Annotated in this window: 15 protein-coding genes; 8 read left to right on the top strand and 7 right to left on the bottom strand. The window is 49.9% G+C overall.

Going from position 1 to position 16,288, the window contains the following annotated elements:
• Positions 1-54: 54 nt before the first annotated feature.
• Complete coding sequence (locus D9980_RS17700) at positions 55-822, bottom strand: transporter substrate-binding domain-containing protein (protein ID WP_021180806.1); 768 nt, start codon at positions 820-822, stop codon at positions 55-57.
• 224 nt (positions 823-1,046) lie between these two features.
• Here D9980_RS17700 and D9980_RS17695 point away from each other — a divergent pair, with 224 nt between their 5' ends.
• The 4 genes from D9980_RS17695 (at position 1,047) to D9980_RS17680 (ending at position 4,175) form a co-directional block, all read left to right on the top strand.
• Positions 1,047-1,514, top strand: a complete 468-nt coding sequence (locus D9980_RS17695; RefSeq protein WP_024483974.1) for an Lrp/AsnC family transcriptional regulator — start codon at positions 1,047-1,049, stop codon at positions 1,512-1,514.
• A 74-nt stretch (positions 1,515-1,588) separates the two neighbouring features.
• The gene (locus D9980_RS17690; RefSeq protein ID WP_121607998.1) at positions 1,589-2,782 is read left to right on the top strand and encodes an amino acid aminotransferase; all 1,194 of its coding nucleotides are present in this window, start codon (positions 1,589-1,591) and stop codon (positions 2,780-2,782) included.
• Between the two features lie 246 nt (positions 2,783-3,028).
• Positions 3,029-3,382: an MmcQ/YjbR family DNA-binding protein gene (locus tag D9980_RS17685; protein WP_021180803.1), complete on the top strand. Its 354-nt coding sequence runs from the start codon at positions 3,029-3,031 to the stop codon at positions 3,380-3,382.
• A 373-nt stretch (positions 3,383-3,755) separates the two neighbouring features.
• Positions 3,756-4,175, top strand: a complete 420-nt coding sequence (locus D9980_RS17680; RefSeq protein WP_121607997.1) for a DUF1090 domain-containing protein — start codon at positions 3,756-3,758, stop codon at positions 4,173-4,175.
• A gap of 218 nt (positions 4,176-4,393) precedes the next feature.
• Here D9980_RS17680 and uvrA read toward each other — a convergent pair whose 3' ends face one another.
• Complete coding sequence (gene uvrA / locus D9980_RS17675; protein ID WP_121607996.1) at positions 4,394-7,222, bottom strand: excinuclease ABC subunit UvrA; 2,829 nt, start codon at positions 7,220-7,222, stop codon at positions 4,394-4,396.
• 288 nt (positions 7,223-7,510) lie between these two features.
• Here uvrA and ssb1 point away from each other — a divergent pair, with 288 nt between their 5' ends.
• Positions 7,511-8,053: a single-stranded DNA-binding protein SSB1 gene (gene ssb1 / locus D9980_RS17665; protein ID WP_024483970.1), complete on the top strand. Its 543-nt coding sequence runs from the start codon at positions 7,511-7,513 to the stop codon at positions 8,051-8,053.
• A 97-nt stretch (positions 8,054-8,150) separates the two neighbouring features.
• Here ssb1 and D9980_RS17660 read toward each other — a convergent pair whose 3' ends face one another.
• Together D9980_RS17660 and D9980_RS17655 are read right to left on the bottom strand one after the other, a co-directional pair.
• Positions 8,151-8,462, bottom strand: coding sequence for a hypothetical protein (locus D9980_RS17660; RefSeq protein ID WP_121607995.1), 312 nt, complete (start codon positions 8,460-8,462; stop codon positions 8,151-8,153).
• Positions 8,463-8,474: 12 nt separating this feature from the next.
• Entirely contained in the window at positions 8,475-9,152 is a 678-nt protein-coding gene (locus D9980_RS17655; RefSeq protein ID WP_121607994.1) for a hypothetical protein, read from the bottom strand.
• A 390-nt stretch (positions 9,153-9,542) separates the two neighbouring features.
• Here D9980_RS17655 and D9980_RS17650 point away from each other — a divergent pair, with 390 nt between their 5' ends.
• Positions 9,543-10,574 (top strand): IS630 family transposase, encoded by a 1,032-nt coding sequence (locus D9980_RS17650; RefSeq protein ID WP_121607993.1) that lies wholly within the window; start codon positions 9,543-9,545, stop codon positions 10,572-10,574.
• Between the two features lie 27 nt (positions 10,575-10,601).
• Here D9980_RS17650 and D9980_RS17645 read toward each other — a convergent pair whose 3' ends face one another.
• Complete coding sequence (locus tag D9980_RS17645) at positions 10,602-11,351, bottom strand: 3-oxoacyl-ACP reductase family protein (protein WP_121607992.1); 750 nt, start codon at positions 11,349-11,351, stop codon at positions 10,602-10,604.
• A 206-nt stretch (positions 11,352-11,557) separates the two neighbouring features.
• Positions 11,558-11,818, bottom strand: a complete 261-nt coding sequence (locus D9980_RS17640) for a YdgH/BhsA/McbA-like domain containing protein (protein ID WP_121607991.1) — start codon at positions 11,816-11,818, stop codon at positions 11,558-11,560.
• 363 nt (positions 11,819-12,181) lie between these two features.
• Between D9980_RS17640 and D9980_RS17635 the strand changes: the two genes are divergently transcribed.
• Positions 12,182-13,105, top strand: a complete 924-nt coding sequence (locus D9980_RS17635) for a LysR family transcriptional regulator (RefSeq protein WP_162304285.1) — start codon at positions 12,182-12,184, stop codon at positions 13,103-13,105.
• Between the two features lie 68 nt (positions 13,106-13,173).
• Here D9980_RS17635 and D9980_RS17630 read toward each other — a convergent pair whose 3' ends face one another.
• Positions 13,174-14,520, bottom strand: coding sequence for an adenylosuccinate lyase family protein (locus tag D9980_RS17630; RefSeq protein ID WP_121607989.1), 1,347 nt, complete (start codon positions 14,518-14,520; stop codon positions 13,174-13,176).
• A gap of 204 nt (positions 14,521-14,724) precedes the next feature.
• On the opposite strand from D9980_RS17630, the gene dcuC reads away from it, so the two are divergent.
• The gene (dcuC, locus tag D9980_RS17625; RefSeq protein ID WP_121607988.1) at positions 14,725-16,197 is read left to right on the top strand and encodes a C4-dicarboxylate transporter DcuC; all 1,473 of its coding nucleotides are present in this window, start codon (positions 14,725-14,727) and stop codon (positions 16,195-16,197) included.
• The last annotated feature ends 91 nt before the right edge of the window (positions 16,198-16,288 follow it).

The following is a 16,288-nucleotide window of genomic DNA, read 5'->3' as shown; positions in this document are numbered from 1 at the left end:
CCGCATGTGCGCCCGCTTAACGTATTCGATGCTAAAGTCAGGTGAGGAGGTGCCTTACTTCTTCACCGCCAGCCACTGGCCGATAATTTTCTGATACTCCCCGCTGGCCTTGCTCAAATGCAGCCACTGATCGACATACAGCTTCCAACTCATATCATCACGCGGCAGCATATAGGCCTTCTCACCGTATTGCATCGGCTTATCCGGGTTCACCGCACACAGCTTGGGATAACGTTTCTGCTGGTACAGGGCTTCGGAGGCATCGGTGATCATCACGTCGGCCTTGCGGTCCACCAACTGCTGGAAAATGCCCATATTATCGTGGGACAGCGTCAGGTTGGCCTTGGGCAGATGAGCACGGACAAAGGCTTCGTTAGTGCCACCGGCAGGCTCGATCAGCCGCACCGCAGGTTTGTTAATCTGCTCAATGGTGCGGTATTTTTTCACGTCGGTACAACGTACCAGCGGGATCTTGCCGTCGGTATCAAGCCGCTCGGCAAAAAACACCTGCTTTTGGCGTTCCAGCGTCACTGAGATCCCCCCCATGGCGATATCACATTTCCCGGCCACGAAGTCAGGCGTCAGGGTTTTCCAGGTGGTTTTTACCCATTTCACTTTGGCCCCCAGACTGTTGGCCAGCGACTCGGCCATCGCGATATCAATGCCTTCGTAGCTGCCATCCTCTTTCAGGAAGGTGTAGGGCTTGTAATCGCCGGTGGTACAGACCGTCAGCGTTTTTTGCTGCAATACCTTGTCCAGATTGGATTGTGCGCTGGCGCTCCCGGTGGCGACCAGCAAGGCGAGAGGCAATAGTTTTTTCATCAAATTTCCTTTTCATGTCGACAAATACATTTGTGGTTTTATGCGCGGTTTTGCCGTTAATTGTTGTTGGTTTGCGTAATTTGGCCGTTTTTTATGCCATTTCTGAGCAAGGAAGCTGGCTTTGCTGCTATGTCTCTCACAACCCGCCAGCACCGATGGTTGCAAGGCTAAAAAAGCTGCTAGTCTGTAGCGTCAACATTTATTAACACATTTTACAGGTGGCTATGTACAACATTGACGATTTTGATATGAAAATCCTGACGCTGTTACAGGCCAATGGTCGTCTGACCAATCAGGAACTGAGCGAACTGGTCGGGCTTTCGGCATCGCAATGCTCGCGCCGCCGTATCAGCCTGGAGCAAGCCCAGTTGATCAAAGGGTATCATGCCCGGCTGGCACCGGAGGCGGTGGGATTGGGGCTGGTGGGGCTGATAGAGGTAAGCCTGCTGACCCATACCCAAGAGCAGATCGACAGTTTCCATCAGATGCTGGCAGAAGTGGACGCAATTGTTGACGTTTATAAAACCACCGGCGATGCCGACTACCTGCTGAAAGTGGCGGTAGCAGACCTGCCCGCGTTAAGTGAGTTTATCAGCCAGACGCTTTCCCGCCATAAAAGCGTTGGGCATATCAAAACGGCGGTGGTGCTGGAACGGATCAAAGAAAACGGTTTACTGCCGGTGACCAGATAAAGCTAAAACCCAACGCCGATTTGTGGCTATATTAGGGATTGTACCCGAACAACCAAAATCAGGAGAACCAACCCGTGTTCCAGAATGTTGAAGCCTATGCAGGTGACCCGATCCTGTCGCTGATGGAAAAATTCAAAAAAGATCCCCGTGCGCACAAGGTGAACCTGAGTATTGGCCTTTACTACAACGAGCAAGGCATCATCCCACAGATGAAGGCCGTTGCCGCAGCTGAAGCCCAACTTAACAGCGTTGAACAGGGGGCCTCGGTCTACCTGCCGATGGAAGGCCTACAGCCTTACCGCAGCGCAATTCAACAACTGTTGTTCGGTACCGAACACCCCATGCTGCAACAGGGGTGCATCGCCACCATTCAAACCGTGGGCGGCTCTGGTGCGTTGAAAGTGGGGGCCGACTTCCTGAAAAGCTATTTCCCGGATTCTCAGGTTTGGGTCAGCGATCCGACTTGGGAAAACCACGTGGCCATCTTTGGTGGCGCCGGTTTTAAAGTGAATACTTACCCCTATTTCGACGGTGAAAAACTGGGGGTGAAATTTGATGCCATGCTGAGCACGCTGCAACAGTTGCCGGCCAAGAGCATTGCCCTGCTGCATCCTTGCTGCCATAACCCGACCGGTTCCGATCTCACCAATGCCCAGTGGGATCAGGTGGTTAAAGTGATCGCCGAACGTGAACTGATCCCGTTCCTCGACATCGCCTATCAAGGCTTTGGCGGCGGCATGGATCAGGATTCCTACGCCATTCGCGCCATCGCGGCTGCCGGTTTACCGTGCCTGGTGAGCAACTCATTCTCGAAAATCTTCTCGCTGTACGGTGAGCGCGTAGGTGGGCTTTCTGTGGTGTGTGAAAGCAGCGAAGCCGCCGAGCGCGTGCTGGGGCAACTGAAAGCGACCGTGCGCCGTAACTACTCCAGCCCACCGAACTTCGGTGCGCAGGTGGTGGCAAAAGTGCTGAACGACGCGCAGCTGAAAGCGCAATGGCTGGCCGAAGTGGAGTCCATGCGCAGCCGTATTCTGGAAATGCGTAAAGCGCTGGTCGAAACGCTCAAGGGCGCGTTGCCACAGCGTAACTTCGATTATCTGCTCGAGCAGCGCGGCATGTTCAGCTACACCGGCTTCAGTGCGGCTCAGGTTGATCGGCTACGTGAAGAGTTCGGTGTCTATCTGATCCACAGCGGTCGTATGTGTGTGGCGGGTCTGAACCACAATAACGTTCGTCAAGTGGCAGAGGCCTTTGCCGCGGTGCAGTAACGGCCTGAATGCAGTAATTTTAGGGGCGATAGCGATATCGCCCCTTGTTGTTTCTGCGTGCTGGCGGTTGCCGCCAACTGGATAAAGAATATACTGACTGAGGGCGCTCAGACTTTTCGCATGCGCCATAAAGCCTTGCTTTCAGCGACCAGGCGCGGTTCTCTACCTGACTGGCAGGGTATCTGGGCTGGCAACAGCATACTCACAGTGGTTCGCGCCGCATTGTGTCTTTCGGGGAATAACCCAATGAATAACTCAGCACTGCTGGAATACTGCATGGCGAAACCTGGCGCACACCAAAGCGATCAAAACCAATGGCAGGCCAGCCAAATCAAGGTGGGTGATGTCATGTTCGCTATGGTGTGTGAAGTGCAGGGGCGCCCGGCGTTGGCGATCAAAAGCAGCCCGGAACTGGCGGAAAGCCTGCGTGAGCAGCATCCGGAAATCGTCCCCTGCGAACATCTGAATAAAGCCCATTGGAACGCGGTATTTCTGGACGGCAACTTGCCCAACTCGCAGTTTTATCATTTGATCGACAGCTCTTATCGGTTGGTGCTGGAAGGGTTGCCCGATCAGGTGCGCCAAGAGCTACGCATTTGAATTTATAGGTGACCAGGCCTGTTGGCTCAAGAGTGGCGACAGGCCAAGAGGATTACCTCCCCCGAAACCTATGGGGAATTTTATTTTGTAGGCCAATATTGTTTACTGCGTTATTTAGTTCTGAGAAACAGGATTGGCAAGGTTTTTTTGTGGTTAATATCACTAATTTTATTATTTTATATTAATTAGTGATAATGAAAGGATTTATAAAAATAGGTTGATAATTTATTTTCAACAGCACGAGCTGTCAATTAAGAGAGTTCTCATTGGAATCTAAATTATGACTGTGTTATTAATGCGTCTATATTAATCTGCTTAAGGGCAAATAAGGATAAGGGATCCGTAGGGGAACCTACTAAAAGGAAATTTAATTATGAAACCGCATTATTCAATATTTCTCGTACTGCCACTGCTCGTTTATTCCTCATTATCATTGGCTGCGCCCAATTGTGCAATAAAAGAACAAAAACTGCGAGAGCAGCTCGAGTACGCGACGCGTTATGGCAATGTCCATCGTGTTGAGGGGCTTAATCGTGCCTTGGCCAATGTGCAGACCTACTGCCACGGTGGTTATAAAGGCCGTTATAATAGATACGATTATGCGCCAGCCACTCAGCCGTTCGAATTTGATCGCCAGTATGAAATTGCCAAGAAGCAACGAAAGGTAGAAAAAAGAAAACAAGAGCTGTATGAAGCACAGCTCAAAGGCAAACCGAGCAAAATTGCTAAGCGACAAAGAAAATTAGCCGAGGCTGAATTTGAATTGAAGCAGGTGCAGGCATGGGGAGGGTAACCTGGCCGATATGAGCAGATGTTAGCCGCAGATAAATAATGCTGAGTTTGGGGGGGGGAGTTATTTAGCCACTGCGCGGCACGTTAAGCGTTTTACATATCCGAGTGATAGTTAAACCCCTAAAATCTGCTCCTGCTTTTCTATGGCGGAAATTTATTGTTGCGCCGTAATAACGGCCAACATGCCGAGCTTAGATGCTCGGCATGTTGGCTACGGTTTTATCTCTGCAACATCGGTTTCAGGAACCGCGCGGTATGTGACTCTTTACAGTTGGCCACGGTTTCCGGCGTGCCGGACACCAGGATCTCACCGCCGCCGCTGCCGCCTTCCGGCCCCAGATCGACGATCCAGTCCGCCGTCTTGATGACATCCAGGTTGTGTTCAATCACCACGATGGTGTTGCCCTGATCGCGTAACTGATGCAGCACCGCCAGCAACTGCTGTATATCGGCGAAGTGCAGGCCGGTGGTGGGTTCATCAAGAATATACAGCGTCTGGCCAGTGCCCCGTTTCGACAGCTCACGCGCCAGTTTCACACGCTGCGCTTCACCACCGGAAAGGGTGGTGGCCGACTGCCCGAGACGGATATAGGAAAGCCCAACCTCCATCAACGTTTGCAGCTTGCGCGCCAAGGCTGGCACGGCATCAAAGAAGTCACGGGCTTCCTCAATGGTCATTTCCAGCACTTCGTGGATGTTTTTACCCTTGTACTTCACTTCCAGCGTTTCGCGGTTATAGCGTTTGCCTTTGCACTGATCGCAAGGCACATAGATATCCGGCAGGAAGTGCATCTCTACCTTGATCACGCCGTCGCCCTGGCAGGCTTCGCAGCGGCCACCCTTGACGTTAAAGCTGAAACGGCCCGGCGTATAGCCACGGGTACGGGATTCAGGTACCCCGGCAAATAGTTCACGCACCGGGGTGAAGATCCCGGTATAGGTGGCCGGGTTAGAGCGTGGCGTACGGCCAATAGGGCTCTGATCGATATCGATCACCTTGTCGAAATGTTCCAGACCGGTCACTTCGCGGTAAGGAGCCGCTTCGGCAATGGTTGCACCGTTGAGCTGACGTTGGGCGATCGGGAACAGCGTATCGTTGATCAGCGTTGACTTACCGGAACCGGAAACGCCGGTAATGCAGGTAAACAGCCCGACAGGCAGCGTGAGCGTCACGTCTTTCAGGTTGTTGCCGCGTGCACCACTGAGTTTCAGCACCTTGCTCGGATCCGCGGGCACGCGTTCGGCCGGAATGGCGATTGAGCGCTTGCCGCTAAGGAACTGGCCGGTCAGTGAATCCGGTTGGGCCATGATGTCATCGACGGTGCCTTCCGCGACCACCTGGCCGCCATGAACACCGGCACCAGGGCCGATATCGATCACGTGGTCGGCTGCGCGGATCGCGTCTTCATCGTGTTCTACCACGATCACCGTGTTACCCAGGTTACGCAGGTGGATCAGGGTTTCCAGCAAGCGTTCGTTATCGCGCTGGTGCAGGCCAATAGAAGGCTCATCCAGCACATACATCACGCCTACCAGGCCAGCACCGATCTGGCTTGCCAGGCGAATACGCTGAGCTTCACCGCCGGACAGCGTTTCCGCAGAACGTGACAGTGAAAGGTAGTTCAGCCCGACGTTAACCAGGAACTTCAGACGATCGCCGATCTCTTTCAACACCTTCTCGGCGATCTGGGCACGTTGACCGCTCAGCTTCATATTCTGGAAGAAGGTCATGGCATGGCCGATGCTGAGCTCGGAGATCTCCGGCAGCGTAGTATCTTCCACGAACACGTTACGGGCTTCTTCACGCAAGCGGGTGCCACGGCACGAGGCGCAAGGACGGTTGCTGATAAATTTGGCCAGCTCTTCACGCACCGCGCTGGATTCGGTTTCTTTGTAACGGCGCTCCATATTATGCAGCACGCCTTCAAACGGATGGCGGCGCACGGTGGTGTCACCGCGATCGTTGATGTATTTGAATTCGATCGACTCTTTGCCCGAACCGCTCAATACCGCTTTCTGCACGTTGGCATCCAGGCTGCTGAACGGGACTTCCACATCAAAGCTATAGTGCTCCGCCAGCGAGCGCAGCATCTGGAAATAATAGAAGTTACGGCGGTCCCAACCGCGGATAGCGCCACCGGCCAGAGAAAGCTCGGGGTTCTGTACCACACGCTCAGGATCGAAGAACTGCTGCACGCCCAGTCCGTCACAGGTAGGGCAGGCGCCGGCTGGGTTGTTGAACGAGAACAGCCGGGGTTCCAGCTCGCGCATGCTGTAGCCGCAGATGGGGCAGGCAAAGTTGGCGGAGAACAGCAGTTCATCGGCCTTTTCGTCATCCATATCGGCGACGACGGCGGTACCGCCGGACAGTTCCAATGCGGTTTCAAACGACTCGGCCAAACGCTGTGCCAGATCGTCACGCACTTTGAAACGATCCACTACCACTTCAATGGTGTGTTTCTTTTGCAGCTCCAGCTTTGGCGGATCGGAGAGATCGCATACTTCACCGTCGATACGCGCGCGGATATAGCCCTGGGTTGCCAGGTTTTCCAGCGTTTTGGTGTGTTCGCCCTTACGATCTTTCACCACCGGTGCCAACAGCATCAGGCGTTTGCCTTCCGGCTGGTTGAGCGCGTTATCCACCATCTGGCTGACGGTTTGTGCCGCCAACGGAACATGGTGGTCCGGGCAACGCGGTTCGCCGACGCGGGCAAACAGCAGACGCAGGTAATCGTGGATCTCGGTGATGGTCCCGACCGTGGAGCGCGGGTTATGCGAGGTCGATTTTTGCTCGATGGAGATCGCCGGGGACAGACCTTCAATATGGTCGACGTCCGGTTTTTCCATCAGCGAAAGAAACTGGCGAGCGTAGGCAGAGAGCGACTCAACGTAGCGCCGTTGCCCTTCGGCATACAGTGTATCAAAAGCCAGTGAGGACTTGCCTGAACCTGATAAACCGGTGACGACGATCAGCTTGTCGCGCGGGATAATCAGGTTGATGTTTTTGAGATTGTGGGTTCGAGCACCACGAACTTCGATATTGTCCATTTACACTTCCCGTCTTGATGATACACCGCGCCTGTCTGCGTTCTTCTGCGGGCGATTTGTGTGATCTAACGCGCAATAAAACGGCTCGGCCATTACGAAACGCATAATTATGGCACAAAAAAACCTGAATGAATATCCAGTATACGAATGCAACAAGGTCGATCGCCGGGACATTTTTGGAAGGCACTTCGCAGGTATAATCTAAGCAGGTGGCATGCTACAATTTGTGGTTTAGACTATCCAAAATGTGGTCTGAATCCACTTAAATGACTCATCGGGAGATCGAACATGGCCAGCAGAGGCGTAAACAAAGTAATTTTGGTCGGGAATCTGGGTCAAGACCCTGAGGTCCGTTACATGCCTAATGGCGGCGCAGTTGCCAACATTACCCTGGCGACCTCCGAGAGCTGGCGTGACAAGGCTACTGGCGAGCAGAAAGAAAAAACGGAATGGCACCGCGTGGTGTTGTTCGGCAAGCTGGCAGAAGTGGCGGGTGAATACCTGCGTAAAGGTTCCCAGGTTTACATCGAGGGTGCATTGCAGACCCGTAAATGGACCGATCAGGCGGGCGTAGAAAAATACACCACCGAAATCGTGGTCAACGTGGGTGGCACCATGCAGATGTTGGGTGGCCGCCAAGGTGGTGGTGCTCCAGCAGGCGGCGGCGCTCCAGCGGGTGGCCAGCAGGGCGGTTGGGGTCAACCTCAGCAGCCACAGGGTGGCAACCAGTTCAGCGGTGGTCAACAGCAGCAGGCTCGCCCGGCGCAAAACAGCGCACCAGCGGCCAGCAACGAACCACCAATGGACTTTGACGACGATATTCCGTTCTGAGTGTGCCGTTTTGTTGAAAAATACCAGCAGCCTTTGGCTGCTGGTATTTCAGTGTTAGTCACATCGCCATCTATCTCTTCGAGTTCAACTTGCTTACCTAAATGTTCTCACCGCGCGCACGTTTAATGTCTTGGTAAGCTGCGTTTGCCTCGGGGTCATCTGCTTTATAAACGATATCGGGCAAACTTGTCCTATTTCGACCATCCAGCCCAGATAGTGACATTAAGTGTTGCAGTAGATCTCTGTGCCGAGTCTTGGAGCAAAAAGGAAGGAGATAGTTATCGAGATGTTTTCCTTGGGGATTTTCAATCTCTAATGTGAGTGCTTTTAGGTAAGCATTTTTTTGTGAGGCGCCCCAGTCAATCGAAAAGCCAGCTCGGTGGCAAAGTTCGCTATGAATCAGCAGCATTGCTCTGCCGTTTCATAGTCGCCGAACGGATCGAACATTTTTCACTTCCCTCATATAATTGGTCATTAGACGGGCAAGCTGTCGCCCGCTAATCAAGTCCTTTTTCTTCAGTGCGATAAGCAGCTTCTCTGTTATGTCGAGCTCTATTTCGTCACCGGCCAATCGAGTAACGGATTCGGCAAAGTCATCCAAGCCTGTACGTTGATATCGAATGCCATGTGCAGCGGCAACTTTTTCGATAAACTTCCGTACACCTTTGGTTGGTAAATCATCGACATCTTGTGATAATAAACAATCCCAGTTAGATATTTTTTGATTATTACTATAGCGGATGGGGATCCCGTTTATTTCCAGCTTGCGTGAAACTCGCTGAGCGCCGATATCAACAATGCAAATATCTTGCCCAGCAATATGGTCTATTTTGATATCTTTGACCGGAGTGTCGAGTTTTTTAAATATCTCTTTGACTACTGTGATACAACGATCTGAAGTGTATAGCCCCTTATACTGCCGGTGCTCGTTTTTAACGTAAATGCCTAAGCCAGGCTTGGTCAGGAAGCCGGAAGCAACCAGATCCCTCAGGCTATCTGTGACTTGAGTGCGTCCGCCAAGGGCTGAAAGCTCATGGCGCAAAACAATGCTGTCTGGGCTGTTTTCTAACGCTTTTATTAATTTGTCTTTGATTGACATCTCCACACTCCGGTGGTGTGTATATTTTGACCATTTTAGTGCTTTTTAAACCTTTTTTCAAGTTGACTTCAGTTCGTGAGGTCGTGGCCTACATTGGCTCAGCTAGGATGAATGACTTTATTATTAAAATTTATTTTCAGCGTCCCTGGTCCTCTTGAAAGTACCGAAATATAATTCATCGGGTTTTACTCTATCTGATGATAAGAATATTATAGCGGTAGCGGGGATCTACAAACCGGTAATTAAGTACGTAACTAAACTGCCCCTTTTTAGTAGGAGCAGTTTGTCTAAATAGCTGTTCCAAATAGTAGATCACCAAGAGGGAACTCAGTCCGATTTAAGCGATCTGATCAATCGCTGAATATCCCAAACCACCAACCGGACTGAGTTATGCCGATCATAGCACCAATATCCGATGCCGAAAGGTCTCTGATGCAAAAAACCATCCATAAAACAGACGATAAGAACCATGCTCGCAGACTCACAGCTATGCTGATGCTTCACCGTGGTGACACGGTTAGCGATGTTGCCAAAACGCTTTGCTGCGCGCGGTCATCGTTGGGGCGCTGGGTTAATTGGTTCACGCTTTACGGTCTGGAAGGGTTGAAATCATTACCTCCAGGGCGCGGCCGACGCTGGCCGTTTGAGCATATTTGCGCGCTGTTACGTCAACTGATTAAGCATTCGCCAAGCGATTTCGGTTATCAGCGTTCTCGTTGGAGCACTGAGCTGTTAGCAATAAAAATCAATGAGATAACAGGCTGCACTTTGCACGCGTCGACGGTTCGTCGCTGGCTTCCCTCTGCTGGATTGGTCTGGCGAAGAGCGGTACCAACACTGCGTATTCGGGACCCACATAAAGAAGAGAAAATGGCCGTTATCGCCGAGGCTCTTGCCCAGTGCAGCGCTGAGCATCCCGTATTTTACGAGGATGAAGTGGATATCCACCTCAACCCAAAAATTGGTGCCGACTGGCAACTTCGTGGCCAACAGAAACAGGTTGTTACGCCGGGGCAAAACGAAAAATATTATCTGGCTGGTGCATTGCACAGCAGCACGGGAAAAGTCAGTTACGTCGGCGGCAGCAGCAAAAAATCGGGCTTATTTATCAGCTTGTTGAAACACCTTAAGGGCACGTATCGGCGGGCAAAAAGCATCACGCTGATCGTTGATAACTACATCATCCATAAAAGTCGCGAAACGCTTCGGTGGTTGAAGAAGAACCCCAAATTTATTGTTATTTATCAACCGGTCTACACGCCATGGGTGAACCACGTTGAACGGTTATGGCAGGCATTACATGACACGATAACCCGGAATCATAGCTGCCGTTCGATGTGGCAATTGCTGAAAAAGGTACGTCACTTTATGAAAACAGTAAGCCCATTCCCAGGCAGGAAGCACGGTCAGGCAAAAGTGTAGCAGTATTAGGATCAGCTATTTAGGGCATTACGCTGAGAAACCACCGTCAATCGTCAGGCTGGCGCCGGTAATATATCCTGCCTCTGGCCCCGCCAGATAAGCCACAAAGCTGGCGATCTCTTCATCCTTGCCATAGCGGCCAATGGCCATCATGGTTTTCATCAGTTCGGCAAAGTCGCCATCTGCCGGGTTCATATCGGTATCTACCGGGCCGGGCTGGACGTTATTGACAGTAATGCCGCGTGAGCCCAGATCGCGAGCCATACCCTTGGTTAAACCGACCAGCGCCGACTTGCTCATGGCGTAGATCGCTCCACCCGCAAACGGCATGCGCTCAGCGTTGGTGCTGCCGATATTGATAATGCGACCATTATCGTTCATATGGCGCGCGGCCTCCTGGCTGGCGACAAATACGCTGCGGACGTTAACGGCCAGCGTGCGATCCAGATCTGCTAACGACAATTTCTCCAGGCTACCCATTGCCAGCACGCCCGCGTTATTCACCAGAATATCCAGCTTGCCGAAGCTGTTTACCGTCTGGCGTATCGCCTGTTGCAGAGTTTCAGCGTCGGCACTGTCTGCACGGATGGCAATGGCTTGACCGCCAGCCGCCGTAATGGCTTCAACCACCTCATCGGCTTTATCGGGGGAGGAAACGTAGGTGAAAGCGACGGTAGCGCCTTCACGTGCCAGGCGTTTAACGATGGCGGCACCGATACCGCGTGAACCACCCTGGACAAAAGCCACTCTACCTGACAGAAATTGCGTTACTGACATGATATTTCTCCAGAAGTCGTGAAGGTTATTGAATCGCAAAAGCAGTATCGGGAAAGAACGGGCTGGGAATTGCCAGAGCATTCCGTGAGCAGGGCTCTGTCTGGAAAGTGCCGGTTGGCTGGTAAATTATAGAGCAGTTTGGTGAGTCTGGGTTTTGCCGCCCGCTAAAACGCGAAAAGCCCCTTGCGGGGCTCGTAATCTGACGATTAGTTAAAGATTTCTGCTGTGCCGTACAGTTTGTTCTGGCCACCGGCGGAAACGATGCGGTAAGAGTTGGCACCGGATGCGGCAGCTTTGCTTGCCAGTTCGGCTTCCAGAGCGCTCAGGTTGCTGGCACCGCTTACGGAAACCACCCCGATTTTTTGTGAGTCGGCAGTTGGTTGGCTGGTGACCTGGTCAGCGGCAACGCTGGCGAAAGAAGCGGAAGTTAACAGTACAGCGGTAGCAAAAATTTTGATGCTTTTCATGATTCAATCCTCAGGGGTTTTGTTAGGTGAGAGGCTGTTGTCTCTCGATGTGTTGAATGATAGGCCACTTGGCGGGAATGGAAAATCGGAGAGTTTTGAGTATCTACATCAAATAAACTGAATCATTGAAAGGGAGGACGAAAGTTGAAAGGGCAGCTATCTACTAACTGGCCGCTTGAGAAGTGTCTTTCATGAAAGCAGCACGACTTATTGGGTATCTAAAGGGGAGGGGGCAACGCAATACCCTTTGGGCGAACAAGTGCTGGGGCTTGTTTCTTCTTCAGTTTTACTCATTTTCCTTGTTACAATGACCAACCAGTTAGGTCAGCCCACTAACGTTAAGCTATGTATCGGGAAGCAGGCATGAAGAATAATCTATCGATAAGATCGGCCTCTTTGAGAGATTTTGAAATTATCAAGGCTATTATTGAGAAAGGTTCTGCGACCCAGGCTGCCGAGTCCCTTGGAATAAGTCAACCTGCAGTCAGTAAGGCGGTTGCCAGTATTGAAGAAAAGTTGGGTAAGACACTATTTACCCGTGAGAAAGGGCGCCTTAACCCCACCAAAGATGCTCTGTTTTTTTATGAGGAAATCGTTAATATCTTTAACTCCCTCGAGAGAATCGATGATAACAATTGGGCCAGTAAGTCCAGCAAGACGTTAAAAGTGATCACAACCCCAACCATTGCGTATTCCTATCTCGCCCCCCTGACAGCTCGCTATGCTAAAGAAAGGAGTAATGTCAAAGTCTCATTTAGTGTGGTGAACTCTGTCGATATGATGAATTTGCTCAGAGAAGGGCGGGCCGATATTGCACTGGCTAACGCAGATATAAATAACAACCTGGCAGAGTTAACGATAGAGCCAATATTTAAATCCAAAATTGTGTGTATGATGCACAAAAATCATGAATTGGCAAAGAAAGAAAAACTGGTGCTTTCAGATTTTAATTTCAGAAATATTATTATGTATACCACAAGGAATATTTTGTTTTCCAAAGTTATGAAAGCATTCAGTGGTTCTGGTGTCGAAACCAACGTTATAGCAGAGGTGTCGGATTCGCTGGTGGCTCTGAATTTTGTCAATGAAAATCTGGGGTTATGTTTGGTGCCGAATTTCCCAGTCATCCATCAGTCCAACGATAACATCATTATCAAAGACATTGATGTGGAGATTTACGATGAAATGGCCTTTTTCTATCTGCCCAATATCTTAAACCCCTACTGCAGTGATTACGTAGAGTATGTGACTGATGATTTGCAGTCTATACAACATTTTTCAAAATGAAGAAAGAGCTCATTGATGTATAAATGAGCCCTTCGGATATACCAGAGGCAGCATGGGTAAAGCGCTGTTTATCTTTTTACATTCTGCAAGACAAAATCAACACAGCTCTCGGCTTCCCCGATATAGCTTGCCTCATCAAGTAATTTATCGATGTCTATTGTTGCAACGACATCTTCCTTGATGAGTTGAGCACGAATGCAATCGGAAAACGCTGCGCCAGTTAACACCGACTCCATGGCGGCTTCGTACAATATATGGTGTGCTTCGGCACGGCCGATGTCTTTGGCAAGAGCCATCATGATAGATTCTGAGAGAATAAGGCCTTTGGTCAGCTTGATGTTTTCCAGCATTTTTTCCGGATAAACCTGTAATCCGTCGATCAGTTTAAACAGATTTTCACTGATCGAGACTGCCAGAATAGCCACTTCGGGAAGAGTGACATCCATCACATTACTTTCCGCAGCGTCACCTTCATTCATTTTGAGCATCGCCATGTATGATAAGGGAACACGGGCGCGTAGCAATTGTGAAAGGCCAACCAGGTTTTGCGCATTTTGCGGATTACGCTTCTGGGCCATCGTGGAGCTGCCAACCTTGCCATGATGGAAACTTTCTTCCAGTTCGGCCAGTTCCGTTCTTTGCAAGAAAATGATTTCCTGAGCGACTTTTTCAGTAAAGCTCGCCAATTGCCCAAGAATGGCGACGTAATGTGTTTGTGAGTCGCTGGAGGTGCGTACCGGGATCGTGTTGGATGTCAGATTAAGTAAGGCAGCCATGCCCTCCTGAATCTCCCGGCCTTTGCCTTCCATGGCAGAGAAGGTTCCTACGGCCCCTCCCAGGCTGACAGTAAAAGCCTCTGACGTGGCATTGGAGAGCCTGTTTTTGATGCGCTGAAGTTCAGCAAACCATGACGCGACCTTAAAGCCAAAAGTGATTGGCAGGGCGTGCTGCCCATGAGTTCTTCCCGCCTGAGTGTAGCTCTTTGATTTTAAAGCCAGTGCGGAAAAAGAGAGCAATGCCTTTTCCAGATAACCGGTGATGAGGTTATGGCTGGCACGAAGCTGTAAAGACGCAGCCGTATCAAAGATGTTTTGAGTGGTGGCCCCCCAGTGAATATAGCCCGCAGCTTGTTTGCCGCAAACACGTTCAAACTCTCTTAAGACCGGTACGAACGGGTGACAAGTTTCCCGGATCCCTTGCTTGATAGCGTCAATGTTCAGCAAATCTGCGTTAGCGGATTGAGTGATTTTTTGCGCACACTCTTCGGGGATAACCCCCAATTTTGCCTGTGCTTGAGCAAGAGCCGCTTCGACGTCTAGCCATGCTTGTATAGTTTTAACATCAGACCAGAGTTCAACCGCTTGGGGATTGAACCAGTGGCCGGTAATGCATGATTCGAACATACCCGTATTCATAACATACCTCTCATTACATTTTGGTTATGTATGTATTCCTTTTTTGATTATTGGTGTGAAAAAGCAGCGTAGTCAACCGTGATCTGCCGTTTTATTGCGTTTTATTGCTTTTGAGATCGTTATCACATGTTTTATTGGTTATGTGATCATATCATAAAGGTAATGATAGTTGTCGGGTGCTACTTCATGCAAAGGTGAGTCATCATGCAAAGGGTAATGTTGAATCAAGCTAAAAAGATATTGTTTATTATCATGGGGTTAATGGCGCTTGGCGCGTTGAAGCACCTGTTTGGTGACAAACCCTTTATTCTTGCTATCACCTTTCTGGTGATTGTGTTGGTTTGCGCCGGCATCGCAAAGAAATACTATGCTCAAGCTGTGATTTTAACCGGGGGCATTATTCTCTTGATTGCAACGGTTATTGCCTTTCCCGATGTCAGTATTACCAAGGCAGCGTCTGGTTCCAAATTTATTGATATCTTCATTGAAATCAAAGTGCTTTTTTCCGATAGCATTTCCAAGCTTGGCTTGATTATTATGGTTATTGCCGGCTTTTCAAGATACATGAACGATATTGGTGCTTCGGCAAAACTGGTCGGGGTTTGTATTAAGCCCCTCAAGAGAATCAATGCGAAGTACGTACTTTTAGGCTGTTGTTATATCCTGATGCAGGTTTTAGCCTTGTTTATTTCAAGCCCTTCAGGGTTGGCTCTTTTGATGCTCACAACGCTATATCCGGTTTTACGTTCTATTGGATGTTCAAAAGCGGCTGTAGCCTCAGTGATTGCCTCTGGCATATGTATTGACTATGGGCCATCCGCTACCGGGAGTGTGCTGATTTCCGAACTCACTGGATATGACCTGTTTTCATTCTTTGTGGATAAGCAGGTCCCTATTGTTGCCATCCTCTTCGTTGTCATCGGGATATCTCATATGGTGATGCAGGCATACTGGGACAGGAAAGAAGCTGTAAATGAAGATGATAGCGAAAACCAGGCCAAGAACGCTGACATTTCGAGGGATGTTCCGACATATTATGCTCTGCTGCCTGTCGTTCCAATGATCATTCTCTTCGTTTTCTCCAGCCTGGTGGAGGAGTACCTCCCCTCTTATTTGCAAATTAAAATTGATGTGGTTTCGGCGATTATTTTATCGTTCTTTATTGCTTTCCTGATTGATTCAATCAGAACCTTCGACCTCAAGAAATCAACCGATAAGGTGCTTGGGCTATTCGATCAGATGGGGCAGTCTTTTATTACCGTGGTCTCTATTCTGCTTTGTGCTCAGGTTTTGGTGGCGGGGATTATAAAAATTGGCTTTATTGATACGTTGTTTGGCTTTATTCCTAATGAGGGTCACTATGCCACGGTCATCGTCGTTCTGTTTAGTTTACTGATTTTCTGTGGCTCAGTGATCATGGGGACCGGTACGGTGTTTAATGCCTTTGCACCTCTTAGTGCTGAAGTGGCGAAAGGTGCGGGCATTTCGGTGTTTAAGATGTTGGTACCGTTGCATTTTTCAGCCAGTTTAGGGCGGAGCTTTTCGCCAATTTCAGGTGTTATTATCGCCGTGTCTGGCTTTGTAGGGGTGACGCCGTTCCAGATAATCAAAAGAAACTGTGTGCAATTAACCATTGCCTATGTCCTGATGATGGTGCTTTCTCTGTCCTATTTGTGAGTGAATAAGGCCAAAGTCAGAGCATTAAACTCATTCATAGGCATCATTGGCGATAGTTGAAATCACAACTACCTTTTAACCAGGGCGTTTA

This window comes from Serratia sp. 3ACOL1 (assembly GCF_003668775.1).
In the GTDB taxonomy this organism is placed as follows: Bacteria; Pseudomonadota; Gammaproteobacteria; order Enterobacterales; family Enterobacteriaceae; genus Chania; species Chania fonticola.
The sequence above is the reverse complement of the archived record's forward strand: the minus strand, read 5'-3'. Positions and strand labels throughout refer to the sequence as shown.

What these genes read in the sequence shown, in the direction of transcription:
- D9980_RS17635 (WP_162304285.1), top strand. Translation starts at nt 12,182, where the DNA reads ATGAAGAATAATCTATCGATAAGATCGGCCTCTTTGAGAGATTTTGAA.
- dcuC (WP_121607988.1), top strand. Translation starts at nt 14,725, where the DNA reads ATGCAAAGGGTAATGTTGAATCAAGCTAAAAAGATATTGTTTATTATC.
- D9980_RS17655 (WP_121607994.1), bottom strand. Translation starts at nt 9,152, where the DNA reads ATGTCAATCAAAGACAAATTAATAAAAGCGTTAGAAAACAGCCCAGAC.
- D9980_RS17645 (WP_121607992.1), bottom strand. Translation starts at nt 11,351, where the DNA reads ATGTCAGTAACGCAATTTCTGTCAGGTAGAGTGGCTTTTGTCCAGGGT.
- D9980_RS17695 (WP_024483974.1), top strand. Translation starts at nt 1,047, where the DNA reads ATGTACAACATTGACGATTTTGATATGAAAATCCTGACGCTGTTACAG.
- D9980_RS17680 (WP_121607997.1), top strand. Translation starts at nt 3,756, where the DNA reads ATGAAACCGCATTATTCAATATTTCTCGTACTGCCACTGCTCGTTTAT.
- D9980_RS17685 (WP_021180803.1), top strand. Translation starts at nt 3,029, where the DNA reads ATGAATAACTCAGCACTGCTGGAATACTGCATGGCGAAACCTGGCGCA.
- D9980_RS17650 (WP_121607993.1), top strand. Translation starts at nt 9,543, where the DNA reads ATGCCGATCATAGCACCAATATCCGATGCCGAAAGGTCTCTGATGCAA.
- D9980_RS17660 (WP_121607995.1), bottom strand. Translation starts at nt 8,462, where the DNA reads ATGCTGCTGATTCATAGCGAACTTTGCCACCGAGCTGGCTTTTCGATT.
- uvrA (WP_121607996.1), bottom strand. Translation starts at nt 7,222, where the DNA reads ATGGACAATATCGAAGTTCGTGGTGCTCGAACCCACAATCTCAAAAAC.
- D9980_RS17630 (WP_121607989.1), bottom strand. Translation starts at nt 14,520, where the DNA reads ATGAATACGGGTATGTTCGAATCATGCATTACCGGCCACTGGTTCAAT.
- D9980_RS17640 (WP_121607991.1), bottom strand. Translation starts at nt 11,818, where the DNA reads ATGAAAAGCATCAAAATTTTTGCTACCGCTGTACTGTTAACTTCCGCT.
- D9980_RS17700 (WP_021180806.1), bottom strand. Translation starts at nt 822, where the DNA reads ATGAAAAAACTATTGCCTCTCGCCTTGCTGGTCGCCACCGGGAGCGCC.
- ssb1 (WP_024483970.1), top strand. Translation starts at nt 7,511, where the DNA reads ATGGCCAGCAGAGGCGTAAACAAAGTAATTTTGGTCGGGAATCTGGGT.